Source organism: Mesorhizobium sp. M0968, assembly GCF_040319065.1.
Classification (GTDB): domain Bacteria; phylum Pseudomonadota; class Alphaproteobacteria; order Rhizobiales; family Rhizobiaceae; genus Mesorhizobium.
Genome location: NZ_JAMYNL010000005.1, coordinates 331,113 through 355,066, shown reverse-complemented (window position 1 = coordinate 355,066; position 23,954 = coordinate 331,113). Strand labels below are relative to the sequence as shown.

General features: G+C 62.3%; 24 protein-coding genes and 1 pseudogene. 12 read left to right on the top strand and 13 right to left on the bottom strand.

The annotated features are described in order from the left end of the window. Positions 1–52 precede the first annotated feature (52 nt). Positions 53–1,267: an aq_1923 C-terminal domain gene (locus NKH67_RS12200; protein ID WP_352501497.1), complete on the bottom strand. Its 1,215-nt coding sequence runs from the start codon at positions 1,265–1,267 to the stop codon at positions 53–55. Positions 1,268–1,639: 372 nt separating this feature from the next. On the opposite strand from NKH67_RS12200, the gene parC reads away from it, so the two are divergent. Continuing rightward, complete coding sequence (parC, locus tag NKH67_RS12195; protein WP_352501498.1) at positions 1,640–3,892, top strand: DNA topoisomerase IV subunit A; 2,253 nt, start codon at positions 1,640–1,642, stop codon at positions 3,890–3,892. A gap of 249 nt (positions 3,893–4,141) precedes the next feature. Then, positions 4,142–5,362 carry an AI-2E family transporter gene (locus NKH67_RS12190; protein WP_352501499.1) on the top strand — a complete coding sequence of 407 codons (1,221 nt, stop codon included), beginning with the start codon at positions 4,142–4,144 and terminating at the stop codon, positions 5,360–5,362. Here the strand turns inward: NKH67_RS12190 and NKH67_RS12185 are convergent. From NKH67_RS12185 to NKH67_RS12175, 3 genes are all read right to left on the bottom strand, one after another. Beyond that, on the bottom strand, positions 5,350–6,246 hold the full coding sequence (locus NKH67_RS12185; RefSeq protein ID WP_352472036.1) for a DMT family transporter: 897 nt from the start codon (positions 6,244–6,246) through the stop codon (positions 5,350–5,352). The genes NKH67_RS12190 and NKH67_RS12185 overlap by 13 nt on opposite strands. Positions 6,247–6,368: 122 nt before the next feature. Further along, the gene (locus NKH67_RS12180) at positions 6,369–7,133 is read right to left on the bottom strand and encodes an arginyltransferase (protein WP_352472035.1); all 765 of its coding nucleotides are present in this window, start codon (positions 7,131–7,133) and stop codon (positions 6,369–6,371) included. Between the two features lie 138 nt (positions 7,134–7,271). After that, on the bottom strand, positions 7,272–7,742 hold the full coding sequence (locus NKH67_RS12175; protein ID WP_352472034.1) for an RDD family protein: 471 nt from the start codon (positions 7,740–7,742) through the stop codon (positions 7,272–7,274). 210 nt (positions 7,743–7,952) lie between these two features. On the opposite strand from NKH67_RS12175, the gene sthA reads away from it, so the two are divergent. Then, the gene (gene sthA / locus NKH67_RS12170) at positions 7,953–9,341 is read left to right on the top strand and encodes a Si-specific NAD(P)(+) transhydrogenase (protein ID WP_352472033.1); all 1,389 of its coding nucleotides are present in this window, start codon (positions 7,953–7,955) and stop codon (positions 9,339–9,341) included. A gap of 9 nt (positions 9,342–9,350) precedes the next feature. On the opposite strand, the gene NKH67_RS12165 is transcribed toward sthA, so the two are convergent. Then, positions 9,351–10,025 carry an alpha/beta hydrolase gene (locus NKH67_RS12165; RefSeq protein ID WP_352501500.1) on the bottom strand — a complete coding sequence of 225 codons (675 nt, stop codon included), beginning with the start codon at positions 10,023–10,025 and terminating at the stop codon, positions 9,351–9,353. 215 nt (positions 10,026–10,240) lie between these two features. Here NKH67_RS12165 and NKH67_RS12160 point away from each other — a divergent pair, with 215 nt between their 5' ends. Beyond that, complete coding sequence (locus NKH67_RS12160) at positions 10,241–11,416, top strand: OpgC family protein (protein WP_352501501.1); 1,176 nt, start codon at positions 10,241–10,243, stop codon at positions 11,414–11,416. Positions 11,417–11,439: 23 nt separating this feature from the next. Here NKH67_RS12160 and NKH67_RS12155 read toward each other — a convergent pair whose 3' ends face one another. Continuing rightward, a complete protein-coding gene (locus NKH67_RS12155; protein ID WP_352501502.1) occupies positions 11,440–12,522 on the bottom strand; it encodes a LacI family DNA-binding transcriptional regulator in 1,083 nt (360 codons plus the stop codon). Between the two features lie 163 nt (positions 12,523–12,685). Between NKH67_RS12155 and NKH67_RS12150 the strand changes: the two genes are divergently transcribed. Together NKH67_RS12150 and NKH67_RS12145 are read left to right on the top strand one after the other, a co-directional pair. Continuing rightward, a complete protein-coding gene (locus NKH67_RS12150) occupies positions 12,686–12,829 on the top strand; it encodes a hypothetical protein (protein ID WP_352501503.1) in 144 nt (47 codons plus the stop codon). A gap of 57 nt (positions 12,830–12,886) precedes the next feature. Next, positions 12,887–13,030: a hypothetical protein gene (locus tag NKH67_RS12145; protein ID WP_352472029.1), complete on the top strand. Its 144-nt coding sequence runs from the start codon at positions 12,887–12,889 to the stop codon at positions 13,028–13,030. 26 nt (positions 13,031–13,056) lie between these two features. On the opposite strand, the gene NKH67_RS12140 is transcribed toward NKH67_RS12145, so the two are convergent. Both NKH67_RS12140 and NKH67_RS12135 read right to left on the bottom strand, forming a co-directional pair. Continuing rightward, entirely contained in the window at positions 13,057–13,425 is a 369-nt protein-coding gene (locus NKH67_RS12140; RefSeq protein ID WP_352501504.1) for a DUF423 domain-containing protein, read from the bottom strand. Positions 13,426–13,478: 53 nt separating this feature from the next. Beyond that, a complete protein-coding gene (locus NKH67_RS12135) occupies positions 13,479–14,729 on the bottom strand; it encodes a multidrug efflux MFS transporter (RefSeq protein WP_352501505.1) in 1,251 nt (416 codons plus the stop codon). A 196-nt stretch (positions 14,730–14,925) separates the two neighbouring features. Here NKH67_RS12135 and NKH67_RS12130 point away from each other — a divergent pair, with 196 nt between their 5' ends. Continuing rightward, complete coding sequence (locus NKH67_RS12130; RefSeq protein ID WP_353030981.1) at positions 14,926–15,588, top strand: GntR family transcriptional regulator; 663 nt, start codon at positions 14,926–14,928, stop codon at positions 15,586–15,588. A gap of 96 nt (positions 15,589–15,684) precedes the next feature. Then, the gene (locus NKH67_RS12125) at positions 15,685–15,942 is read left to right on the top strand and encodes a DUF982 domain-containing protein (protein WP_023674477.1); all 258 of its coding nucleotides are present in this window, start codon (positions 15,685–15,687) and stop codon (positions 15,940–15,942) included. A gap of 51 nt (positions 15,943–15,993) precedes the next feature. Here NKH67_RS12125 and NKH67_RS12120 read toward each other — a convergent pair whose 3' ends face one another. Next, positions 15,994–16,152: a hypothetical protein gene (locus NKH67_RS12120; protein ID WP_254817539.1), complete on the bottom strand. Its 159-nt coding sequence runs from the start codon at positions 16,150–16,152 to the stop codon at positions 15,994–15,996. A gap of 113 nt (positions 16,153–16,265) precedes the next feature. After that, positions 16,266–17,309, bottom strand: coding sequence for an aldo/keto reductase (locus tag NKH67_RS12115; protein ID WP_352501507.1), 1,044 nt, complete (start codon positions 17,307–17,309; stop codon positions 16,266–16,268). A gap of 278 nt (positions 17,310–17,587) precedes the next feature. Here NKH67_RS12115 and ppk2 point away from each other — a divergent pair. Further along, positions 17,588–18,508 (top strand): annotated as a pseudogene (gene ppk2 / locus NKH67_RS12110) (polyphosphate kinase 2). Positions 18,509–18,556: 48 nt separating this feature from the next. On the opposite strand, the gene NKH67_RS12105 reads toward ppk2, so the two are convergent. The 3 genes from NKH67_RS12105 to NKH67_RS12095 all read right to left on the bottom strand — a co-directional run bounded on the left by NKH67_RS12105 (position 18,557) and on the right by NKH67_RS12095 (position 21,540). Beyond that, positions 18,557–19,204: a dihydrofolate reductase family protein gene (locus tag NKH67_RS12105; protein WP_352472020.1), complete on the bottom strand. Its 648-nt coding sequence runs from the start codon at positions 19,202–19,204 to the stop codon at positions 18,557–18,559. A gap of 392 nt (positions 19,205–19,596) precedes the next feature. Continuing rightward, positions 19,597–20,628 (bottom strand): porphobilinogen synthase, encoded by a 1,032-nt coding sequence (gene hemB / locus NKH67_RS12100; protein WP_352501508.1) that lies wholly within the window; start codon positions 20,626–20,628, stop codon positions 19,597–19,599. Between the two features lie 87 nt (positions 20,629–20,715). After that, entirely contained in the window at positions 20,716–21,540 is an 825-nt protein-coding gene (locus NKH67_RS12095; protein WP_352501509.1) for a DUF8605 domain-containing protein, read from the bottom strand. 145 nt (positions 21,541–21,685) lie between these two features. Here NKH67_RS12095 and NKH67_RS12090 point away from each other — a divergent pair, with 145 nt between their 5' ends. The 3 genes from NKH67_RS12090 (at position 21,686) to ldtR (ending at position 23,866) form a co-directional block, all read left to right on the top strand. Then, a complete protein-coding gene (locus NKH67_RS12090) occupies positions 21,686–22,729 on the top strand; it encodes an enoyl-CoA hydratase/isomerase family protein (protein ID WP_352501510.1) in 1,044 nt (347 codons plus the stop codon). Next, a complete protein-coding gene (locus NKH67_RS12085; RefSeq protein WP_023674485.1) occupies positions 22,726–23,148 on the top strand; it encodes a DUF6163 family protein in 423 nt (140 codons plus the stop codon). The genes NKH67_RS12090 and NKH67_RS12085 overlap by 4 nt, the downstream gene beginning before the upstream one ends. Before the next feature lie 202 nt (positions 23,149–23,350). Next, positions 23,351–23,866: a transcriptional regulator LdtR gene (gene ldtR, locus NKH67_RS12080; RefSeq protein WP_023674486.1), complete on the top strand. Its 516-nt coding sequence runs from the start codon at positions 23,351–23,353 to the stop codon at positions 23,864–23,866. The last annotated feature ends 88 nt before the right edge of the window (positions 23,867–23,954 follow it).

Below are 23,954 nucleotides of genomic sequence, written 5' to 3'. Positions count from 1 at the left end.
CATAAAAAAGCCCGGCATCGCTGCCGGGCTTTTTGCTTGAAGCCTGTCTCGGTCAGTCTTCGTTTGCCGTAACCGTCACGCCGAGCGTTTTCGGCAGGTCGAGCGGGTTGGACATGGCGCCCGCCATGATCAGCGCGAACGGCACCGCTGCCGGCGGCTCGGCCGAGACCTCGATGCTTTGCGGATCGTCGAGGAACTTGTTGACCGCGGCCGAAACCTGCGCGGTCAGTTCCGGATTGTTGAGCTGCGCCATGCCGAAGGGCACGATCGCCTTGGCCTGGTTGGCGATGTCCTTGCCGGACATGCCTTGCTGCTTGCCGGCATAATCGAGCACCTTTTTGGTCAGCGAATCGTCGTCGAAGCGGATCGAGGCGCTGTTGAACGAAAGCTGCTGCAGCAGCCCGAGCATGGCCATGCCTTGCGCCGAATTGTCGGCGCCTTCGGGCTGCGCTGCCATCTTCTTCTGCATCTCCTGCAGTGATTTGATGACGTCCAGCGTGTAGCCGCCGAGATCGAAGGTCATGCCGAGCGTGCCGGCATTGTCGACCGATATTTCGTATTTCGACAAGTCCATCCTGCCGTCGGTAGGCTGCCAGGTGCCTTCCATCTCAAGATTGCCTGTTATGTTCTGGTAGCCGAGTGCGTTGATGACTTCCTTGGATTTCGGATCTTCGACCAGGGTCAGGTCGGCAGCGAATTTTTCCGTAGTGCCGGAAAACGCCATGGCCTTGCCGTCGGCCGGCGGCGTGATTGCGATGGCAAGCCCGTCCATCGAGAAAGCAGTTTTGTCAGCCACTTTGACTGTCATGTTGTCGAGCTCGGCCGATTTGTACATCATCAGCGAGCCCAGCGGACCGGTTGCGCCTTCGGCCGGAACCGTCATGTCGTGGATGACGAAGGGGCTGAGATTGAGCGTGACGCCATCTTCGCTGTGTTCGAACGGCGACGTCGATACGGTCGCGATTTGATAGCCGCCATTGGCTTCGGTCACACCTTCGAGCTTGACGTCGCCGATCTTGAGCGCCTCCTTTTCGGCCGCCGGTTTGACCGCTACGCCTTGCAGAATCATGCTGGAGGTGTCGCCGGTTACTCCGGTCCAGGAGAGGTCGACACCCTGCGCGGCGAGGGCAGCCTTCAGCCGGTCGGCGACCGCGGTATCCTGCGCGAATGCCGCATTCAGCGGCAGCGTCAGCAAAAAGGTCGAAAAAGCCAGTCTCTTAACAAGTGTCGAGTGTCTTTTAATAAGTGTCGAGTGTCTGATCGTCATCGAGAGCTCCCCTGAGAGTGTCCTGAAATTCTTTTCAAATCGTCGCGTCGTCACCATTCGGTGACGAACTGGACCGGAAAAAGGCGGGCCTCGGCACAATGGTCGAAAATCGCGGCCAAAGGCAAACCCGATCCATCAGCCTTGCGATAGAAGCAGGATGTAACGGATTGATGTTGGCCGGCGTCGCGACGCTTCCAATTCCTGTTGCATAATGGGTGTCGCGCAAAAATGTGCAACGGTTTTGCGATAACGACATGCATCAAAACAAGGACCTAAAGCGTCGCATGGGGCCGGTCGAACGCGATGCGCTTTAGGAGCACGCATACCGGTGTGCCTCTTGCCGCGAATCACCCGCTCGGCTAGTGCCAGCCCATGGGAAAAAGGCTTTTGCCGCCCGAGAGTGGCGGCGGCGACAATATTGAGCCGGTCGATCTGAAGAAGGCGCTGGAAGAGCGCTATCTCGCCTACGCGCTGTCGACCATCATGCACCGGGCGCTGCCGGACGTGCGCGACGGATTGAAGCCGGTGCATCGTCGCATCATGCATGCCATGCGCCTGTTGCGGCTCAACCCCGACCAGGGTTTTGCCAAATGCGCCCGCATCGTCGGCGAGGTGATGGGCAAATTCCATCCGCATGGCGACCAGTCGATCTACGACGCGTTGGTGCGGTTGGCGCAGGATTTTTCGATGCGCTACCCGCTGGTCGACGGGCAGGGCAATTTCGGCAATATCGACGGCGATAACGCCGCCGCCATGCGCTACACCGAAGCGCGCATGACCGAAGTGTCGACGCTGCTGCTGGAAGGCATCACCGAGGACGCGGTCGATTTCCGCCCGACCTACAACGAGGAAGACGAGGAGCCGGCCGTGCTGCCCGGCGCCTTCCCGAATCTGCTCGCCAACGGCTCGTCCGGCATCGCCGTCGGCATGGCGACCTCGATCCCGCCGCACAATGCGGCCGAGCTCTGCGACGCCGCGCTTCACCTGATCGATCATCCGGATGCGCCCGTCACCAAGCTGATGGATTTCGTGCAAGGTCCGGATTTCCCGACCGGCGGCATCATCGTCGACAGCCGAGCCTCGATCCTCGAAGCCTACGAAACGGGTCGCGGCGGCTTTCGCGTCAGGGCGAAATGGAGCCAGGAGGACCAGGGCAGGGGCACCTGGAACATAGTCGTCACCGAAATCCCTTACGGCGTCCAGAAGGCCAGGCTGATCGAAAAGATCGCCGAGCTCTTGATGGCGCGCAAGCTGCCGTTGCTCGAGGATATCCGCGACGAGAGCGCCGAGGACATCCGCGTCGTGCTGGTGCCGAAGAGCCGCTCGGTCGATCCCGGCATCATGATGGAATCACTGTTCAAGCTGACCGAGCTCGAAAGCCGCTTTCCGCTCAACATGAACGTGTTGTCGCGCGGCAAGGTGCCGAACGTGCTGTCGCTGAAAGGTGTGCTCAAGGAATGGCTGGAGCACCGCCGCGACGTCCTGATCCGCCGCTCCAAGCACCGCCTCGGCGAGATCGAAAGACGGCTGGAGATCCTCGCCGGCTATTTGATCGCCTACCTCAACATCGACGAGGTGATCAGGATCATCCGCGAGGAGGACGAGCCCAAGCAAGTGATGATGGTGCGCTGGTCGCTGACCGACACCCAGGCCGAAGCCATCCTCAACATGCGGCTGAGAGCGCTGCGCAAGCTCGAGGAATTCGAAATCCGCGAGGAATTCAATGGCCTGACCGGCGAGAAGAAGCAGATCGAGGCACTGCTTGCGTCCGACGCCAAGCAGTGGGCGACGATCAAGTGGGAAGTCGCCAATGTTCGCCAGAAATACGGGCCCGACACCGAGATCGGCAAGCGCCGCACCGAGTTCGCCGACGCACCCGAGCATGACCTGACCGATATCGCCCACGCCATGATCGAGCGCGAGCCGGTCACCGTGGTCGTTTCGGAAAAGGGCTGGCTGAGGGCCATGAAAGGTCATCTGACCGACCATTCGGCCCTGACCTTCAAGGAAGGCGACAGCCTCAAGCTCGCCTTCCACGCCCAGACGACCGACAAGGTGCTGGTCTTCACCACCGGCGGCAAGTTCTACACGATCGGCGCCGACCGGCTGCCGGGTGGGCGTGGCCACGGCGAGCCGATCCGCATCATCGTCGACATGGACAACGACCAGGATATCGTCACCGCTTTCGTCCATGATCCCAAGCGCAAGCTGCTGCTGGTGTCGCATGACGGCAACGGTTTCATCGTGCCGGAAGAAGAAGTCGTCGCCAACACCCGCAAGGGCAAGCAGGTGATGAACGTCAAGGCGCCCGACGAAGCCCAGCGCTGTGTGAGCGTCGCCGGCGACCATCTCGCCATTGTCGGCGAGAACCGCAAGATGCTGGTGTTCCCGCTGGCCGAGATCCCCGAGATGGGACGCGGCAAGGGCGTGCGCCTTCAGAAATACAAGGATGGCGGTGTCCTCGACCTCAAGACCTTCACGCTGGCAAGCGGCCTGTCCTGGCAGGATTCGGCAGACCGCACCTTCACCAAATCGCGTGACGAGCTTGCCGAATGGATCGGCGCCCGCGCCTCGGCCGGCCGCATAGTGCCGAAGGGTTTCCCGAGGACTGGCAAGTTCGGGTGAAGCGGTAATCTCCCCCCTTGAGGGGGAGATGTCGCCGAAGGCGACAGAGGGGGTCGGAACGTCCAGACGCGACCCTTATCGCAGACAGAGGAGACTGGCGTCTCACGCGCGGCGACCCCTCTGGCCTGCCGGCCATCTCCTCCTCAAGGGGGGAGATTAGCAGCTCCACCCAAACATTTGGAATGTCGTCACGATTGCTGCACTATATCAGTGCATAAGCGATGCGATGGGCTAGGGAGAATTGGGCGCTTGAAGGAAGTCAGGATCCAGAAGCCGGAGCGGCAGCAGCGCCTGTTTGGCCTGTCGACGCCGCTCAGGGCCGCTGTCATTCCGCCGCTGTCGGCAGCGCGCTGGCTCCTGGTGCTGATCGTCGCCGCTGGCGTCTATTTCTTCCACGGGTTCCTTTTCCCGGTCCTTGCCGCCCTGGTTATCGCTTTCGCCAGTTGGCCGCTCTATCGGCGGCTGCTCGCAGGCGTCGGCGGCAACCGCACGATTGCCGCTACGCTTGCGATCCTGTTCATCCTGACCTTCCTGGTGGTGCCGATCGCGCTTGCCGGCACCTACGCCATCAACGAGGTGCGCGAATGGGTCGGCTGGGCTATCGAGACCAACCGCTACGGCGCGCCGACGCCGCACTGGATCGCCACGCTGCCTGTAGTAGGCGAATGGCTCAATGAACAGTGGACGGTCAACGTTGGCCATCCAGGCGGTATCGGCGAACTGATCCAGCTGATCAGCGGCGCCAATATCGGCAGCATCTATCGCGGCGCGCTTGCCGCCGGCGGCAGCGCCTTCGGACTTTTGCTGACGCTGCTGTTCATGATGATCGCATTGTTCTTTGCCTATCGCGACGGCGAGCATTTCGCCGGGCAGGTCGATCGCCTCGGCGAACGCATCCTGCCGGCCCGATGGGGACGGATCTCACGCGTGGTGCCGGCGACGATCTCGTCGACGGTTACCGGTATGACCGTTATCGCCATCGGCGAAGGACTGGTGCTGGGCATCGCTTACTGGTTGGCCGGCGTACCGTCGCCGGTGACGCTCGGCGCGCTGACCGGCATCATGGCGCTTATCCCCGGCGGCGCGCCGCTGTCGTTCACGCTGGTCTCGATCTATCTCGCCGCCAGCGGCTCGCCGATGGCGGGGCTGGCGCTGTTCGTCTGGGGCGCGGTCGAACTCTTCATCGTCGACAAGACATTGCGCCCGAAGCTGGTCGGCGGGCCGATAAAGCTGCCCTTCCTGCCAACCTTTTTCGGCCTGATCGGCGGCGTCAAGACAATGGGTTTTCTCGGCCTGTTCATCGGCCCGGTGCTGATGGCCCTGCTGGTCGCAATCTGGCGCGAATGGCTGCGCGAGGTGGAACTGACCGATGAACTCGCTGCCGCCGAACCGGCGGAGCAGGAAGATGCACCGCCGCAGATTGAAATTGTTGCCGAACGCGCCGCCGCGAAAAAGAATCAGGCCGGGTGACTGACGGCGAACGTGGCGCGGCGCTTGCGCCCGTCGTGCAACTGCCAGAGCGAATGGCCGATCAAGGTCATGATGAGGATCGCGCCGCCGATCAGGCTGTTGCGCGTCGGTGTTTCGGCGAAGATCATCCACACCCAGACCGGCGCCAGCACGGTTTCAAGCAGGTAGAACATCGCCACCTCCGGCCCGGAGATGTATTTCGGGCCGTTGGCGAGGCAGAAGAACGAGATCGGCATGATGACGGCACCGTTGAAGACGATCCACCATGGCGCGTTGACGTGAAAACCCACCTTGGAAACCATCAGGGTGGCGACAGCCAGCGGCAGGACCACTCCGATCAGCGCCGTGAAACCCATATCCTTGCCGCTGGCGCGCGAGATGGTGATGGCCGCGGCGATCATGAAAGCCGAGCATAGCGCCATCAGGTCGCCGAAGAGATGTCCGGTTCCAACGGAATCGCCGACAATGATCGTCACGCCGACGATCATCAGTGCCAGCGCTGCAAGCGTCAGGGGCCGTGGCCTCTCCTTCAGGAACAGCCATGACAAAAGGGCCGCGAACATGGTTGTGAACGCCAGGATGAAAACGAGGTTGGCAGTCGAGGTATTGTAGACACCGGTGATGAAGGCGATCGAGCCGAGCCCGTAGAGGCCGGCAACGATGAGCCCTGACCAGCCTGGCACAAGCTGCGGTGCCTTTGCGCTCAGCGAGCGCCAGGCGGCCCAGATGATAAGCGTGGCGACGAAGGTCGTGCCGGTGCGCAACAGCAGGATCGTCCACGCCTCGCCGTCGGCGAGCCGGATCAGCGGAATGTCGACGGTCAGCGTCAGCCCGCCGATGGCGGTGATCAGAAGGCCTCTCTGGTGGTCGTTGTGGGAAGACATGCGGCAATTCTCGCGTAGGCTTGGAGGCGCAAAATTGACCCGCCCGGTTTCCCAGCCGATCGGCCGGAAGCCCAGCGGCATCCTCCTCGAAACAATTTAAGAGTGAATACCGAAAGCGAAGATCAGCGCGAAACCGCTTCGTGATTGTAGCGTTCCCAGCCTTTCGGGCCGAGATGCTCCTGCGGCTGGAAGCGCATCTTATAATTCATCTTGCGCGAGCCGTTGACCCAGTAACCCAGGTAGACATGGGGCAGGCCCATCGCCCTGGCGCGGGCGATGTGATCGAGGATCATGAAGGTGCCGAGCGAACGGTCCTCGAAGTCCGGGTTGAAGTAGGAATAGACCATCGACAGGCCATCGGCCATCTTGTCGGTAAGCGCCACGGCGATCAGTTCGCCCTGGCCCTTGCCGGTAATGAAGCTGTCAGGTCCGCGGCGACGGTATTCGATGACCTTGGTGTCGACATGGGTATCCTCGACCATCATGGCGTAGTCGAGCACGGTCATGTCAGACATGCCGCCACGGCGGTGGCGGACGTCGAGATAGCTGCGGAACAGCGAATACTGTTCGGTGGAGGGTTCGGCGTCGTGCATGGCGCCGACCAGATCCGAATTATGCTGTATGACCCGTTTCATGTTGCGGCTGGCGGTGAATTCCTGCGCCAGGATGCGCACGGACACACAGGCGCGGCAGGTCTCGCAGGCCGGCCTGTAGGCGATGTTCTGCGAGCGCCTGAAACCGCCCTGCGTCAACAGATCGTTCATCTCGGGGGCCTTGTCGCCGACCAAGTGTGTGAACACCTTGCGCTCGAACTGGCCCTCGAGATAGGGACATGGCGAGGGCGCGGTCAGAAAGAACTGCGGCGACTGGGTCGGGTGCTGCGTCATCGAGCCTTGGAAATACTCCTGCGAATCGCTCTACCTTTGGCGCGGACGCCGAAAAATTCAACAGGATTGTGAAAGCCTGGTTGATTGGACGTCTTCACATTTGTGCGCAAAGGCTACGGCCGCGCTTCAAAAGTCTGCTCAGCGGCCACTGCGGCTGACAACGGTGCCGAGCAGCAGGTCGTGCAGCGTGCGCTTGCGGTCGGAAAACAGGCTCACCAGCAGGACCAGCGGCGAAAGGATGACATTACCGGCCCAAAACAGCACCGAATGCACGACGGCGGTCAGCCCGTCGATGCGGCTGCCGTCGAGTCGGTCGAGCCGGATGCCCATCATCTTCATGCCGGTGGTGGCCTGGTCTTTACTGCCGAGCGTGTTCCAGATGTAGAGGATGGCGACGGTCGGCACGAGAATGGAAAACAGCATCCAGCCGAGGCCGAGCGTCAACAGCCCGAACAGGAACACCAGGATCGCGAATGGAATGGTGAGCAGCGCGACGATGAAATAGTCGATGACGAAAGCGAGAATGCGCCGCGTGCGCACGCCCTCATAAGAGCGGACATCTTCGAGCCTGCTGGTGATGATTTCGCCGTCGAGAACGCGAGCGTTCATGTCATTTCCTCGTAATCGAACCCGGGTTAATGCACGGGCCGCGTATTGATGAAATGGTGAAGGTTCGCGGCGGAATCAAGATCGAGCCTTTCGCCGCCGTGTAGATGGCGACAGAGCGCCTGGGGCCGCCTGACTTGTTGAATTCACGGCGCGGATAGCGTTAGTTTGCTGCGGCGCACAAAGCGCGCCGAGCCGAGGGGACGGGGCGACATGGACTACGACATGCTGGTCATCGGCAGCGGCCCATCCGGGCGCCGCGCCGCGGTGCAGTCGGCCAAGCTCGGCAAGTCGGTGCTGGTGGTCGACAGGGGCCGGCGTCTCGGCGGCGTTTCGGTGCATACCGGCACTATACCGTCGAAGACGTTGCGCGAGACGGTGCTCAACCTCTCCGGCTGGCGCGAGCGCGGCTTTTATGGACGCGGCTACCGCGTCAAGCAGGACATTTCGGTCGGCGATCTGGTCGAGCGCCTGCACAAGACGCTCGACCATGAGGTCGAGGTGCTGCAGCACCAGTTCATGCGCAACACGGTCAAGAGTGCGCGCGCCGCGGTAAAATTCCTGGGCCCCAACAAGGTCAGCCTGACCACCGACACCGGCGACTACAGCGAGGTTGGCTTCGCCCATGCGCTGATCGCGGTCGGCACCCGGCCGCACCGGCCGCGCGACGTGCCGTTCGACAAGACACGGATCTTCGACAGCGACGAGATGCTGGAGCTCGATCGGCTACCGCGCACGCTGACGGTGATCGGCGCCGGCGTCATCGGCGTCGAATATGCGACAATCTTTTCGGCACTCGACGTTCCGGTGACACTGGTCGAGCCGCGCAACACGATGTTGGATTTCGTCGACCGCGAGATCGTCGACGACTTCATCCATCAGATGCGCGACCGCGGCATGACCATCCGATTGGGCAGTGCCGTCAAGGAGATCGCCTCGAAACCCGACTATGCTGAGGTGACGCTGGCCGACGGCCGCACCATACGTTCCGAGATCGTGCTTTATGCCGCGGGACGCACCGGCAATGTCGGCAATTTAGGGCTCGACGCCGTCGGCATCGAGGCTGATTCGCGAGGCCGCATCAAGGTCGATCCGCAGACCTTCCAGACCAGCGCGCCCAACATCTATGCCGCCGGCGATGTCATCGGCTTTCCGAGCCTGGCATCGACCTCGATGGAGCAGGGCAGGGTGGCCGCCTGCCATGCCTTCGGCGTGCCCTTGCCGCCCCCGCCCGAAACCTTTCCCTACGGCATCTACGCCGTGCCGGAAATCTCCACCGTCGGGCAATCCGAGGAGCAGGTGCGCGAGAGCGGTGCCGCCTACGAGGTCGGCGTGGCGCGGTTCCGCGAGACATCGCGCGGCCACATCATGGGTGTCAACACCGGTTTCCTGAAGCTTCTGTTCTCGATCGAAACACGCCGTCTGCTCGGCGCCCATATTGTCGGCGAGGGCGCGACCGAACTCATCCACATCGGCCAGGCGGTCATCAATCTCGGCGGCACAGTCGACTTCTTCGTCAACAACACCTTCAACTACCCGACGCTGGCGGAAGCCTACAAGATCGCCGGGCTGGACGCCTGGAACCGCATGGGGCGAGGGTAGCTTCGGGGCTCATCGATCCGACGCTGCAACGGCGACCGCAGGATCCGCCAGCCATTGCCTGACGATGTCGGCGTCCGGATCGCCAATTTCATGGCCGGAGGCGACGGTGTGGGCCTCGACCTTGGCGCCATGCGAGTTCAGTAGAGCGGCCAGCACCGGCGCGAATGGCACGTAGGTCAGGTCGGCGGCGCCGGCGATGATCAGCGCCCGCGCCTTCGACAGGTCGGCCGGCGGCACCTCGTCGAGCACCGGCATCGGACGCAGCAATGCGGCGCGCTCGATGAGGCCCGGATGCAGCAGCATGACGCTTGAAACCAAATTGGCGCCGTTCGAATAACCGAGAAAGGTCGCGCGACGGAGATCGAGGCTGTGGCGCTTCGCGACGCCGGCGACGAAGCCCGCGAATGCCTCCGCCTCCGCGCGGATGCTTGCCTGCTCGAATCGCGTCGGGGTGATTCGCGTGAACCAACGGAACCCGTCCTCCTGAGGAATGCGGCCACGGACCGCAACCAGCACAGCATGCGGCGCGATTTGCCGACCAAGCGGCAGCAAGGTCGTCTCGTCGACACCCGATCCATGCAACAGGAACAGCCAGTCACCGGGTAAGTTGGCGGGTCGAAGGAGCCGGTAGAAAAAGCCTGAATTTTCCTGCAGAATACCGTCTTCGAGGCTCTCCTCGGCCATAGTCACATCCTTTTGATTTCGCGTTACTTTCGTTAATTTGCCGGCTTCAAAACGAAATATTTTCAAGCTCCGCGAAAGTTGATTGAACCGGGCGCATTTCAGTCCGTTTCTTTGCCCATATAATCCCCGCGGGGGGATCGAAGCAGTGTGCGCCGGGTGGTCGCCCGAGTGATCGCATGCCGGGCATAAACAACCAGCTTTAAGGCCTTTTATCGATGACCATGCCAGTTTCGCCGGAACGCGATACGCGTATTGACGTGTTCCGGGCTCTCGCCCTCCTGACCATATTCATCGACCACGTGCCGGGCACCGTTTTCGAAACCCTGACCTACAAGAATTTCGGGTTTTCGGATGCGGCCGAGGCCTTCGTGCTGATCTCCGGCATGTCCGTCGCTCTTGCCTACGGCACCAAATTCCAGCCGGGAAACCGGCTGGTCGCAACGCTGAAGATGTGGCGCCGCGCCGGCGTGCTCTATGTCACCCACATCGTCACGACGATGGTGGTCATGGCTATCTTCTGCGCAGCGGCGGTGTTTGCGAAACGGCCGGACCTTCTGACCCTGATCAACATCGAGCCGCTCGTCAGGAACCCGCCGCAAGTCCTCGTCGGCATCGTCACGCTCGGCCATCAGCTCGGTTACAACAACATACTGCCGGTCTATGCGGCCCTGCTGTTGATGGCGCCGGCCTTCCTGCTGTTCATCAGCTACAGGCCGCTGGCGGCGCTTGCCGTATCCGCAGCCCTTTGGCTGATTGCCGGTATCTACCAGATCGCGCCGCCGAACTACCCGGAGCCCGGTTTCTGGTTCCTCAATCCGCTGTCATGGCAATTGCTGTTCAATATCGGCATGGCCAGCGTGTTGCATGTGCGGCGCGGCGGCACCATCCCGGTCAATCGTTGGCTGGTCGGCGCGGCGGCCGCTTATGTGCTGACGGCGCTCGTCTGGGTGCACAGCCCGCTATGGGGGCATGTGTCATGGCTTGACCTGCCGGTGGTGCTGACCGGTTTCGACAAGACGTTCCTGTCGTTGCCGCGGCTGCTGCACATCCTGGCGATGAGCTATCTGGTCGTCGCCTTGCCCTTCGTCTCGAACCTGTTCCGCACCGGCCGCGACAATCCGCTCGCCATATTGGGCAAACGCTCGCTGCCGGTTTTCATTGCCGGCACGGTGATTGCCATGGCGGCGCAGGTGATGAAGCTGATCAACCCGGGCGGCATTGCCTATGACAGTCTGCTGCTCGCCGCCGGCATCGCCATGCAGTTCGCGCTCGCCTTCTATCTGGAGTGGCTGTCCGCCATCGGCTGGTCCGGCAAGGGCAAGCCGGTCCGCAACGAGGCGCCGCCTGTCCGTCCATCCTTTGGCATCGGTCCCATGGCGGCCAATAGGTAAGATTTGGAGCCGATCTGCCCCAGTCAGCCTGTACTTGGCGGCGGTCCGGACGATGCCCTGACGACAAGTTCGACGTCGAGCGTTTCTCGCCGCACGGTGCCGTCGAAGTCGAGGATTCTTCGCGCTGCCCGGCGGCCGATCTCGGCGATCGGCTGGGCGATGGTGGTGAGCGGAGGCTCGCAAGTTGCGGCTTCAGGCACGCCGTCGAAGCCGACAACGGAAACATCGCGGGGAACCGCGATGCCCCGTGCGTTGAGCCATTCCAATGCCACCATCGCGATCCGGTCCGACATCGCCAGGATGGCGGTCGGCGGTTCCGCCGAGGCGAAGATGGTTTCGACACCGGCCCTTGTGCTCGCCTTATCGTTTTCCGTCTCGTAGACCGGCACCTTGGCGGTGTCGACACCAAACCGGGAAAGCTCTTCGAAATAGCCGAGGAGGCGGTCACGGGTTCCGGTATAGACCGCGGTCCGGACCTGCTCGGGCGAGACAAGACCGGTGCTGTCGTCGGCGAAGGCCAGCGACAGCACGGCGAAGCGGCGATGTCCAAGTTCCGCCAGATGGCGCGCCGCGAGCCGGCCGCCGGCAACATTGTCGATACTGATCGCCGAGACCGTCTCGTCCTGCGAGCCGAGCTCGAGCGCGACGAAGGGGAGCTTTCGTTCGCGCGTCAGCTCAACGAGACGCGGACCGCCCTCGATGCAGAAAAGGATGAAGCCATCCACGAGGGCGCTCTGGATATTCCAGGCAAGTTTTTCCTCGTTGCCAGCCGACACGAGGGCTATCCCCGCGCCGGTGGCGTCGCAGGCTTCCGAGATGCCGGCCATCATCACGCGGGCAAACGGGTCGTCGAAGAAATAGGACAGCGGCTCGGTTGTGGCGACGCCGATTGCATTGACCTTGCCGGCGCGCAGCAGCCGGCCCTTGGGATCCGGGCCGGCGTAGCCCAGCGCCTCGGCCGCCGCCTTGACCCGCTCGCGGACTTCCTCGCGCACGATTTCGGGACGGCTGAAGGCATTGGAGGCAGTGCCGTGCGATACGCCCGCGGCTTTGGCGATGTCCGCCAGCCGGATGGGCCTCCTGCTGCCCTCGGTGGGTGATGTCATTTGTTCGTCTCCAGGACTCCTGTCCGACAGTAGTGCCGATTACCTAACATCTTCCTTGGATCGATTCAAATTTTTGCTTGACATTTATGCTGTGACGCATATTCTTGAATCGATCCAAGAGCGGTTTTGCCCGCACATTGGATCGATACAAGAGGAGAGTGCCATGCACCCCGTCAATTATCTGTTCGAGGACATTTACCGGAACGACTGGAGCATCCGCTCGAGCGCGGAGGCCCGCAAGGGGCGCGACAGGACCGGTCCGTGGATTCGCGACCTGCGTTTCCTCGTAGGAGGCAAGCGGAGCTGATCGGCGGCCTATTTTTTGTGCCCGCTGATTGGATCGATTCAAAAAGGAGATTAAGCCATGCACCCGATCAAGCATCTGTTCGAAGACATCTATCGCAATTATTGGGGCATATCGCCGGCCACCGAACGGCCGGAGCGGCGGCGTGTGGTCAAAACGGCCAAACGCGACGGCCAAGTCCGGCCCGAACGTCGCCAAGACTGACAGAACCGGCGAACCTGGCTGCCGCGTCAAGGGCGCGGCCGCACCAGCGCCGAGGCGGCCATCATCAGCCAGCCGCCGATGACCAACGTGCCGCCGATCGGCGCCGACATCGGGAACAGCCGCGAGCCAAGGAAGTCGCGGGCCAAAAGATCTCCCGAGAACAGCAGAAGCCCGACGAGAAGGATGAGGCTTCCGGTTCGCAGGATGCTATTGCCACCGAGCAGCCCGACGGCAAGGAAGACCGGCGCATGCAAGAGCAGGAAGGATGCGGCCTTACCGACCAAAGCGCCGCCGAGATGCGCCGCCGCCGCCGAAAGCGCCACGCCAGCCGCGCCGCATAGGCCGCCGGCAAAAACCAGAATGCGGCCGCCTGCCGCGTGTTCATCCGTGCTCATGTCCACGCCTCCGTGATTCCTGGCGACCGCCTGAGATAGTGCTGCGAACCGTGTCAGGATTTGCCGGCTTCCGCCAGCATGTCGCGCTCGCGGCGCGACTGGACCAGCCAGTTATAGGCCGCTCCGCCCGCCATCAGAATGGATGTGCCGAGAAACACCGAGCGCATACCGAAATGGCCGCCGGCAAAGCCGCCGAGCAACGGTCCGGCGACCTGCCCGACATATTGCGCCGAGATCGACAAGCCCAGCACATTGCCACCGACCCCGTCGGGCACATTGTGGCGGATGACGCTGGTGATGCAGGGCAAAAGACCGCCAAGCGCTAGGCCCATCAGGAAACGCAGGCCGACGAGTTGCCAGCCCTGGGTAACGAAGGCCTGCGGGATCAGCAGCAGCGCCGAGACGGCGAGTGCGGCAACGATGACGTTCCAGTGGCCGATACGGTCGGCGAGATTGCCGAGCCGCGACGCCGACAGGATGGCGCCGAGCGCTGCCGCTGACATGACGATGCCGGAGACCAGCGTGACCTGGCACTGATCTTCGATGAGCTGCTGGACATAGACGGTGATGATCGGCTCGATCGACATGGTGGCGAAACTCAACAGCATGCCGGTCGCCAGCATGGCGACGACGGGGCGCTTGTCGGGAATCTGCGACCAGCTGTCCTTCACTTTTTCTTCTGACGCGGCCTTGGCGGCAACCGGGCGAGGCGCCTCCTTGATCAGCAAGGTGGTTGCCAGAAAAGCCAGGAAAATGACGCCGCCGGCGAGCAGGAATGTGGCGCGTATGCCAATCAGCGGCGGCAGCGCGCCGCCAAGCAGCGGACCGACCAGGGCACCGGCGGTGATACCGGCCGACAGAACGCCCAGCGCCCAGCCGGAGCGATCCTTCGGCGTCTGCATGGCAACCAGGATGGTCGAGCCCGAAGAATAGCCGCCGGCAAAGCCGATCAGCAGGCGCAAGAGCACCAATTGCCAGACAGTCTGCACCATGCCGGTCAGCGACATGCACAGCGCCATGCCGCAACTGGCGCGCACCAGCATCAGTTTGCGGCCGTAACGGTCGCCTAGCCGCCCCCACAGGGGCGCGACCAGCGCGGCGGCAAGGAAGGTGGCGCCGTAGGCGACGCCCGACCACTGCACGATCGCCGCATGGCCCTCTGCGCCCAGCTGCTCGACGTAAAGCGGCAGGAAGGGCAACAGCAGCGTCATCGCTACAAGCGTGCTGAACGAGCCGGCAAAACACACGGCGAGATTGCGGCGCCAGTGGACGTTGTGCGTGGCGCGGTTGGCGTCTTGCGGCATGTCTGTCCTGTCCGGCCAGCTTGCATGAAACTTGCTGTGGATACCAATTTGGGATACCAACCTGATATCTGTCATGAACGCAAGCCCCGTCGCTGTCAATGCGGGCCTCTCAAACATGATCGACAAAGGCCGGCGTGATCGGCCAACGCCGGCCAGTGACCCGATTGCCGGAACGAATGACCTGAACGGAACGCCAATGTCGCAGATGCAGAACGTCGAAAAGCAGCTTCGCGAGATGATCCTCGGGCTCGAGATTGGTCCCGGCGAGCGGCTGACGGAGCGCTGGGTCGAAAGCCGCTTCGGCGCCTCGCGCACGCCGGTCAGGGCTGCGTTGCTGCGGCTCGAGACCGAAGGCCTGATCTGCCGCGACGGCCGCGGCTGGACGGTCTCGCCAATCAATCTTGCCGAGCTGGAGCAGATCGCCGTCTATCGCGAGGCGGTCGAGGTCGCGGCAGTCAGGCTGACTTGCACCTTGCAGGACAGAACTGCCGTCGAAATCATCGAGGCGATGCTCGATTCTTGCGACGACAAGACGCCGCGCGAGGAACGGCATCGCGTCGGCAGGGATTTTCATATCGAGCTGGCACGCCTGTCAGGCAACGAGTTCCTGTTCAGAGCGGTTCGCGATGCGATGACGCGCCTGTCGCGCGCCCGCTGGCTCGAGGTTCGCGACGAGGCAGCGCTCGGCCGCGCCTGGGCCGAACACCATGCCATTCTGTCGGCGGTGCGGGCCGGCGATGCCGATACCGCCGCCCGCCTGCTTTCGGCCCATATCATCGGCAGCCGCGACCGGCTGGTGACCTCGCTGCGCAACGACCGGCGCGGCCTGCGCGCCCGTGGATTTGCCGTCGTCGCTTGAGTGAGGATCGGCTGCCATTGATCACGAAAAGAGCAGATGAGCGAAGAATGCTACTTTCGGTCTCGCTTCGCAAATGCCGATGGCGTAAGAGCGGCGATGGAAAACAACCGATTTGACACACCCGTGACCGTCAAGGGCGCGGCGGGAAGCAATCAGCTCTTGCGTACGGCCCGCGAGGCTTCCGACTACCTCCTCAACAATTGGCCCGGCAAGCGCAGCCCCAAGCACCGCGAAGCGTTGCAAGCCTGTCATGATGCGCTGGCCGGCGACAAGCCGGCCATGAACGCAAGACGGGCCTTCATTGCCGCCGCTCGTGAAGTGAACGTCTTCGTCAGCGACAAGGCGCCTGCCTGAGGCATAGCGGGATTTGACCGAGGCCCGGCCCGCCTGGCAGCCCGGATATCATCACTCTGCCGTTTCGGTTTTGGTTTGGGACTCGCTCTCGCCCTCGGGCTTCGATCGCTCCTTGGCTGCGACCTTGGCAGCCTGCTTTTCCGCCTTCTTGGCAGCCTTCTGCCGGTCGCGTTCCTTGCGTTCCTGACCGTAGTTCGGTGCTCGTGCCATATCGTTTCCTTTCGTTGTGCTTGGCCTTTGCCTAGGAGCATTGGACCGCAAACACAACACCGCAAGGCACGATCGGGCTCCATATCTCGGCGCAGTCCGGAGAGCCCGGCTTTTCAGGCGCCGTCGCGGTCGAGAACGAGATCGGCCGGCCCGAACCGGTCCTTTGCCGTGAATTGCTGGTGCCAGTAGGGATAGAGCACGGGCGGCCTGCTGACCACATCGAGCCGTGTGCGCTCCTCATCGGCAAGCACAAGGCTTGCAGCGGCGATATTGTCTTTGAAATGGGCTTCGGTTCGTCCGCCGATCACCAGCGAACTGACAGCGGGCCGGCCGAGCAGCCAGGCAAGCGCCACCTGCGCCGCCGACACGCCGTGATTATTGCCGATATCGATCAGCGTGTCGACGATCCGCCACAGCCGGTCCTCGTCGCGGATCGGCGGTTCCGACCAGCCGCTGAGCTGGCGGGCGGTCGGCTGGTCACGGTGGTATTTGCCGGACAGCAACCCGCCGGCAAGCGGGCTCCAGACCAGCACGCCGAGCCCCTGGTCGACCGAGATCGGCAACAATTCATACTCGGCCTCGCGCGCTTCCAACGTGTAATGGATCTGCTGGGTGACGAAGCGCGGCTGGTGATGACGGTCGCTGATCCCCAGCCCCTTCATCACTTGCCAGCCGGAATAATTGGAGCAGCCGACATAACGGACCTTGCCCTGCGCGACCAGCGTGTCGAGCGCGGCGATGGTTTCCTCAAGCGGTGTCAGGCCATCCCACTCGTGCAGGAAATAGATGTCGATGACATCCGTCCTGAGCCGCTTCAGGCTCCTCTCGCATTCGCGGATCAGATGGTAGCGCGACAGGCCTTCATCATTGGGGCCTTCGCCGATCCGCATGCGCGCCTTGGAGGCGATCAGCACGTCGCCCTTGCGCTTGCCGCCGAGCGCCTCGCCGATGATCTCTTCCGACACGCCGTTCGAATAGACGTTGGCGGTGTCGATGACATTGACGCCGGCATCGATGCAAAGGTCGATCATCCGGCGCGCCTCGTCGAGGTCGGTCTTGCCGACCGCCGAAAACGCGCCGCCGCCGCCGAACGTCATGGTGCCCATGGTCAGGGTCGAAACCTTCAGCCCGGAACGGCCGAGAGTGCGGTATTCCATGTCGTATCCTCACGATTTATCGGGAAAGGGCGTTGCAAACGACAGCCCTCAGTGAACCGGGCATTTGTAGGACAATTCGTTCCGCTTGTCGCCCGCCCCGCAGGGCAAGCTCGATCACATCTTGCGGATTGAACGCACAGCCAGCGCAGTAGTGGCTGCAATAAAACCGTCATTGCCGGCCTATACTAACATCGGTCCAGCGCTTCGATTTCCGGCCGCCGGGCCGGGCGGCAGAGCGCCTGAAGCGGCCGGCAAGGCCTGTAAGCGGAGCAGCGTAAATGACCGAGATAAAACAGAATTCCCCGGCCAGGGACTGGCTGGAAGCGGAACTCGCCGACACGCTGGATGAAGACTATGAGCTGGAAATCTCGGAGCCGGCGCTGTCGATGGAGATCGCCAAGATCTACAAGAATGCACATCCGCCATCGATCGACCGCCTGCAGTATTTTCGCGATCTCATCACGCTGCAATCCGAGTTGATCAAGCTGCAGTCCTGGGTCGCCTATCACAAGAAGAAGCTCGTCGTGGTTTTCGAGGGCCGCGACTCGCCGGGCAAGGGTGGTGTTATCAAGCGCATCACCCAGAGGCTTAATCCGCGCATCTGCCGCGTCGCAGCACTTCCGGCGCCGACCGAGCGCGAGAAGTCGCAATGGTATTTCCAGCACTACGTTCCGCATCTGCCGGCCGGCGGTGAGATCGTGCTGTTCGACCGCTCCTGGTACAACCGCTCCGGCGTCGAGCGGGTAATGGGCTTTGCCCAGCCGGGATCAGGTCGAGGAGTTCTTCCGCGACGTTCCGGATTTCGAACGCATGCTGGTCCGCTCGGGCATTACGCCTGTCAAATACTGGTTTTCGATCACCGACGAGGAGCAGCAGATGCGCTTTTTGATGCGCATCCATGACCCAATGAAGCAATGGAAACTGTCGCCGATGGACCTCCAGTCGCGCGTGCGCTGGGAGCAGTACACCAAGGCCAAGGAAGAAACGTTCGCCCGCACCAATATCCCGGAAGCCCCGTGGTTCATCGTCGAGGGCAACGACAAGAAACAGGCACGGCTGAACTGCATCGACCATCTCCTCAAGCAGGTGCCCTATGAGGAGGTGCCGCACGAGGAGATCACACTGCGGAGCGCGTCTTCAATCCCGAATACGAGCGCCAGGTACTGCCGCGCAAACAGTATGTGCCGGAGAAGTACTGACTAAAGCGGCGAGGAGGGCGCCGCTCCATGGCGGCACCCTGCAACAAGCTAGGTGCGCTCGATGATGACATGCGTGGCCTTCGGCGTCGCGACCTGCTCGCTGCAGCGATAGCCGAGCTTGGGCATGTCGATGCCGGCAAAAAGGCTCTCGCCGGCGCCTAGCAGGACCGGTGAGATCGCCAGATGCATTTCGTCGATGAGCTTTTCCTTGAGATATTGCCGGATCGTAGAAACGCCGCCGCCCAGCCGTACATCCTTACCGTCAGCCACTGCCTTCGCCTTCTCCAGCGCTGAGTGGATGCCGTCGGTCACGAAATAGAAGGTCGTGCCGCCCTCCATGACAATAGGATCACGCGCATGGTGCGTGAGCACGAAGACCGGCACGTGGTAGGGTGGGTTGTCACCCCACCAGCCTTTCCAGCTGTCATCCGGCCATTCGCCGCGGATCGGCCCAAACATGTTGCGGCCGAGGATCCATGCGCCGACATTTTCGAAGCTGCGTGCCGCGAACGCCTCGTCGGTGTCCGTGGTCCCGCCATCCTTGCCGAGGACCATCTTGCGGAAGGTGCGGGTGCCGAACATCCATTCGTGCAGGGCTTCTCCGCCAACACCCAGCGGGTTCTTCAGGTCTTGGTCGGGACCGGCGCCGAAGCCGTCGATCGACAGGGTGAAAGCGCTGACGCGAAGTTTGGACATGAGAGCCTCCTCGATAACCGATTGTGAGATGCAAGCAGTTATCGGGGTAGCTTAACTGATTGCATTTTGCAAGCGGTATCTTGAATCGCCGGCGGGGTAATCGCTTCCAAATCATGTTGGAATAACCAATCTCAATGTCGGCGCCGCCCGTCATCCGCCTGCCGGCAGCTTCTCCCTGTATAGTGACGGGGAGAAGGGGCTGGCCGCAACGTCGATGTTTTTGCAACGCTGGAGATTGGTGAAATCTTTTACGAACGCGTCTTTTCTCCCTGCCACTTTACGGGGAGAAAATGCCCGGCAGGGCAGCGTAAACTTGAAGCGATGTCCTGCGGCGTTCCACGTCGCGCTTTGGACGAAGGAACACTGCTCGATGTAGACGCTACAAAGGCGCATCACCCCTTGAGCATCGCCGCCACTTCGGGCGCAAAGTAGGTGAGAATCCCGTCGCAGCCGGCGCGCTTGAAGGCGAGCAGCGATTCCAGCATCGCCTTTTCGCCATCGATCCAGCCATTGGCGGCGGCGGCCTTGATCATCGAATATTCGCCCGAGACCTGATAGGCGAAGGTCGGCATCTGCAACTCGTCCTTCAGCCGCCGGATGATGTCGAGATAGGGCAGGCCGGGCTTGACCATCAGCATGTCGGCGCCCTCGGCGAGATCCTGCTCGGCCTCGCGCACCGCTTCGTCGGAATTGGCGTGATCGATATAATAGGTCTTCTTGTCGCCCTTGAGCAGGCCGGCGGTGCCGACCGCCTCACGATAGGGGCCGTAAAAAGCGGATGCGAACTTGGTCGCATAGGACATGATCGCAACATCCTGAAACCCATTGGCGTCGAGCGCATCGCGGATGGCACCGATACGGCCGTCCATCATGTCCGAGGGGGCAATGATGTCGGCCCCCGCCGCCGCCTGGATGACGGCCGCCGCCGTCACTTGCTCCACCGTTTCATCATTGACGATAATGCCTTCGCGCAAGATGCCGTCATGGCCATGCGAGGTGAACGGGTCAAGCGCGGCGTCGGTGATGATGCCGATCTCCGGCACTGCGTGCTTGATGGCGCGGGTGGCACGGTTGATGACGTTTTCCGGATCGAGGATGTGCGAACCGGTCTGATCGCGCAGGCCGAGCTCGACATTGGGGAAAGTGGCGATCGCCGGAATGCCAAGCTTGGCCGCGCGCTCAGCCTCCTTGACGGCGAGGTCGAGCGACAGGCGGAACACGCCGGGCATGGCGGCGATCGGTTCGCGCACTTGTCTGCCGTCGACGACAAAGATCGGCCAGATCAGATCGTCGACCGAGAGCCGGTTCTCCTGGACAAGGCGGCGCGACCAATCGGCCTTGCGCATGCGCCGCAGCCGCCGGCTGCCGGTGATCTCGTCGACGCTGCGCGCGCCGGCAGGCTTTGCAGGGGTGAATTTGTTCATCGCAAAAACTCCGGATCAGGCGGCTTTTACCACGAGCCTCCGCTGCTGACCAATGCGACACGATTGTGCCAGCGGTCCTGTCGGGCGCTATTCTGGTTGGCCATTGCCCGACAGGATCTGCGCAGCACCCCGCATGGCGACGCGGAATGCCTCGTCGAAGCTGACGCCGCGCACTTGCCAATTGTAGCTCTTGCCATTCAAGGCAAGCCGCCAGTCGGCTATCCAGCCCAGTTCCTTGTCGCTCCAGACGATACTGCCGGCGAGCGCCTGGTCGGCTCCGGCCTTCCTGGCAAGCTGGTCCAGCGTCGTGATATCGGCATAGCGCAGGGCCTGGTCGTCAAGCTTCGAGGCCGACAGCAGCGACGCTTCGGGAAACACAATCCGCATGACCAGCGGACCGGTGGCATTGACGAAGGATTCGCGCATCGCCGCCCCGCGCTCATCGTCGGCGGTCAGCGCGAACTGCCTTGTGCCTTGCTCCGCCGCCAGGAAAATTGCCAGGTGTGGCCGCTCGCCAAGCCATGGTTTGCTGCCAAGCGCGGCAAGCACCGGATCGATAACGTCAGGCCTGTACAGACAAGTGAGATCGTGCGGCCGGTCATGGGTGCCCTGTTCGTCATGGACCGGAATGCCTTCGAGACGGTCGCGATAGCGGAATTCGGCAACGAAGCTGCCGGCCTTGTCGCGCAGCGCCGCCATCTCAGTTCTCTTCGGCAGCCGCTGATCGCCGGACACACGAACCAGCACCGCATCGAGGCAGGCCTTGAAACCGATCTGCCTGTTGACCTCGCCCTGGCCGGTGACGATGGTCTGCGATTGATAGAGCTCGTCGACGGTTTCGGCCGATACGGGAGGAGTGTTCGCAGCGATCAGGCCGACCACCACAACAGCAAGGCGCGGCAACCAAGGCATGGTTCAACCTTCCGGTTCAAAGCGCCAGCATTAGCACTGGGTGACGCCGACGACCATGCAGCGGATTGGCCGCCGCCATTGACGCGGCCATGCGCCACGCTTTAGCACTTCACTCCCGGCGGGCGCGGGGAGGGATTCTCTGGCGATGGATTTTGGCGGAGGCGACGAGATTCGCTTCGAAAGATTGGGCAGGGCTGGCGTCGTCACGCTGACGCGGCCGCAGGCGCTCAATGCCGTAACCCACCGCATGGTCAAGGCGCTGGACAAGGCGCTGCGCAGTTGGGAGCGCGACGACGGCGTCGACGTTGTCGTCGTCAAGGCCGAGGGCAGGGCATTTTCGGCGGGCGGCGACATCCTCCACATCTACGAAGCCGGCCGCGCAGGAAGGCCTCCGGTCGATTTCTTCGCCGATGAATACCGGCTGAACGCCCGCATCGCCCGCTTCAAGAAACCCTATGTCGCGGTGATCGACGGGATCGTCATGGGCGGCGGCGTAGGTATCTCCTTCCATGGTTCGCAGCGAGTGCTGACCGAGAACGCCCAGTTTGCCATGCCCGAGGTCGGCATCGGCTTTTTCCCGGATGTCGGCGCCAGCCATCTGTTGCCGGATCTCGGCGGCAGCTTCGGCATGTATCTGGCGCTGACCGGCAACCGCATCCGCTATGGCGATGCTTTGTGCTCGGGCCTCGCCACCCATACGATCAAGGCGGAGGACCAGGCCGGCTTCCTCGACCGTCTGGCGGAAAGCGGCGACCCGGAATCGGTGCTGCGCGGCTGCTTCATCTCGGCCAGGCGCGAGACCGACAGGCCGACGCTGGAAGCCATCGCCCGGCATTTCGCGCAGCCGTCGCTGGCCGATATCGTCGCCAGTCTGGAGCGGGCAGCCGCTGCCGACGAGTTCGCGGCAAAGACGCTGGCCACCATCCGCACACGTTCACCGACCAGCCTGCATGTTGCATGGCGCCAGATCAGCGCCGGGCAGACGTTGTCGATGGACGAGTGCATGAAAATGGAGTTCCGTATCCTCAACCGCATGCTTGCCGGGCACGACTTCTATGAAGGTATCCGCGCCGCCATCATCGATAAAGGCTCGACGCCGCAATGGCGGCCGGCAGGTATCGATGACGTCAGCGCCGCCAACGTCGACGCCTATTTCGCACCGCTCGGCGAACGGGAACTGAAGCTGTGAGCGAGGTCGCCTCGAGACGCGTGGTGCTGCAACCCTCGACGATCGAGGTCATCTTCGCCTGGTTCCAGCGCGTCATCGCCGGCTACTGTCTGCTGTTCGGCATCTTGTACTGGATCCGGCTGATCGGCTTTTACCCCGGCCCGTTGTGGCGCTTCGACCTGATGCCGGTACACTGGCAGGTGGCGGCGGTGGTGCTGGCGGTGTTTTTTCCGTTCGCTGCCGCCGGCCTGTGGATGCTGGCGTCCTGGGGGCCGGTGATCTGGTTCATCTGCGCGGTGACCGAGTGCGTCATGTATGCTGGCTTCCCCGAGTTGTTCGGCCACCGGCCGCTGATCGTCGCCTCGCACCTTGCGGTGGCGCTGCTCTACATAGTGTTCCGCGTGGTGATCTGGATCCAGAAGCGGCAACCCCGGCGATAGCAATTCCGGCCAGGATCGTTGGCTAAATCTTTAGGTTAATTATCCTTGCTCGGGTGACCGTCCGTTAAGCCTCTTTCGAAACCCCTTACCGGTAAGCTCTTGTTAGCCTTGGCGTTTAAGTCGAATTTTATGAGTATTCGATAGTGTCGCGATCAAGGTGAAGAACAAAAAATCACCGGGCGACAAACGAGAGGCAAAGACAATGATCAATTCGCGTCCGGCGGCGAAGACCGCCAACGTATCCGATGACCGCCGCGAGGCGATCCGTTCGCTGTACATGGAATCGCTGCAGCTGGTCGAGCGGCTGCATCGCCGTCTGCTTGATGTGATCAAGGACGAATTCGACCGCAACGGTCGCTCCGACATCAACGCCATCCAGGCGCTGCTCCTGTTCAACATCGGCAATTCGGAGCTGACCGCCGGCGAACTGCGCTCGCGTGGCTACTATCTCGGCTCGAACGTCTCCTACAATCTGAAGAAGCTGGTCGATCTCGGCTTCATCAACCACCAGCGCTCGCGCATCGACCGCCGTTCGGTGCGGGTTTCGCTGACGCCGAAGGGCAATGAGGTGGCGGAAGTCGTCGCCGGCCTCTACGAGCGCCATGTCGGTTCGATCGAGCAGGTTGGCGGCATCAACACGGAGGAGTTCAAGCAGATGAACCGCGCCCTGCAGCGCCTGGATCGGTTCTGGAACGATACCATCGCCTACCGAATGTAATCGCATCCGCCGCATCTAGATTTGAAGCTGGACTACGGAAGTGCTGCCGCGGAGTGGACCAAAGGCCGGTGCCGAAAAGCACCGGTCT

Excerpts from the sequence above, each read along its gene's own strand:
- NKH67_RS12090 (WP_352501510.1), top strand. The coding sequence starts at position 21,686 with ATGGATTTTGGCGGAGGCGACGAGATTCGCTTCGAAAGATTGGGCAGG.
- NKH67_RS12150 (WP_352501503.1), top strand. The coding sequence starts at position 12,686 with ATGCACCCCGTCAATTATCTGTTCGAGGACATTTACCGGAACGACTGG.
- NKH67_RS12105 (WP_352472020.1), bottom strand. The coding sequence starts at position 19,204 with ATGTCCAAACTTCGCGTCAGCGCTTTCACCCTGTCGATCGACGGCTTC.
- NKH67_RS12165 (WP_352501500.1), bottom strand. The coding sequence starts at position 10,025 with ATGGCCGAGGAGAGCCTCGAAGACGGTATTCTGCAGGAAAATTCAGGC.
- NKH67_RS12135 (WP_352501505.1), bottom strand. The coding sequence starts at position 14,729 with ATGCCGCAAGACGCCAACCGCGCCACGCACAACGTCCACTGGCGCCGC.
- NKH67_RS12120 (WP_254817539.1), bottom strand. The coding sequence starts at position 16,152 with ATGGCACGAGCACCGAACTACGGTCAGGAACGCAAGGAACGCGACCGG.
- sthA (WP_352472033.1), top strand. The coding sequence starts at position 7,953 with ATGGACTACGACATGCTGGTCATCGGCAGCGGCCCATCCGGGCGCCGC.
- ldtR (WP_023674486.1), top strand. The coding sequence starts at position 23,351 with ATGATCAATTCGCGTCCGGCGGCGAAGACCGCCAACGTATCCGATGAC.
- NKH67_RS12115 (WP_352501507.1), bottom strand. The coding sequence starts at position 17,309 with ATGGAATACCGCACTCTCGGCCGTTCCGGGCTGAAGGTTTCGACCCTG.
- NKH67_RS12130 (WP_353030981.1), top strand. The coding sequence starts at position 14,926 with ATGTCGCAGATGCAGAACGTCGAAAAGCAGCTTCGCGAGATGATCCTC.
- NKH67_RS12095 (WP_352501509.1), bottom strand. The coding sequence starts at position 21,540 with ATGCCTTGGTTGCCGCGCCTTGCTGTTGTGGTGGTCGGCCTGATCGCT.
- NKH67_RS12180 (WP_352472035.1), bottom strand. The coding sequence starts at position 7,133 with ATGACGCAGCACCCGACCCAGTCGCCGCAGTTCTTTCTGACCGCGCCC.
- hemB (WP_352501508.1), bottom strand. The coding sequence starts at position 20,628 with ATGAACAAATTCACCCCTGCAAAGCCTGCCGGCGCGCGCAGCGTCGAC.
- NKH67_RS12175 (WP_352472034.1), bottom strand. The coding sequence starts at position 7,742 with ATGAACGCTCGCGTTCTCGACGGCGAAATCATCACCAGCAGGCTCGAA.
- NKH67_RS12160 (WP_352501501.1), top strand. The coding sequence starts at position 10,241 with ATGACCATGCCAGTTTCGCCGGAACGCGATACGCGTATTGACGTGTTC.
- NKH67_RS12145 (WP_352472029.1), top strand. The coding sequence starts at position 12,887 with ATGCACCCGATCAAGCATCTGTTCGAAGACATCTATCGCAATTATTGG.
- NKH67_RS12200 (WP_352501497.1), bottom strand. The coding sequence starts at position 1,267 with ATGACGATCAGACACTCGACACTTATTAAAAGACACTCGACACTTGTT.
- NKH67_RS12125 (WP_023674477.1), top strand. The coding sequence starts at position 15,685 with ATGGAAAACAACCGATTTGACACACCCGTGACCGTCAAGGGCGCGGCG.
- NKH67_RS12155 (WP_352501502.1), bottom strand. The coding sequence starts at position 12,522 with ATGACATCACCCACCGAGGGCAGCAGGAGGCCCATCCGGCTGGCGGAC.
- NKH67_RS12185 (WP_352472036.1), bottom strand. The coding sequence starts at position 6,246 with ATGTCTTCCCACAACGACCACCAGAGAGGCCTTCTGATCACCGCCATC.
- parC (WP_352501498.1), top strand. The coding sequence starts at position 1,640 with ATGGGAAAAAGGCTTTTGCCGCCCGAGAGTGGCGGCGGCGACAATATT.
- NKH67_RS12140 (WP_352501504.1), bottom strand. The coding sequence starts at position 13,425 with ATGAGCACGGATGAACACGCGGCAGGCGGCCGCATTCTGGTTTTTGCC.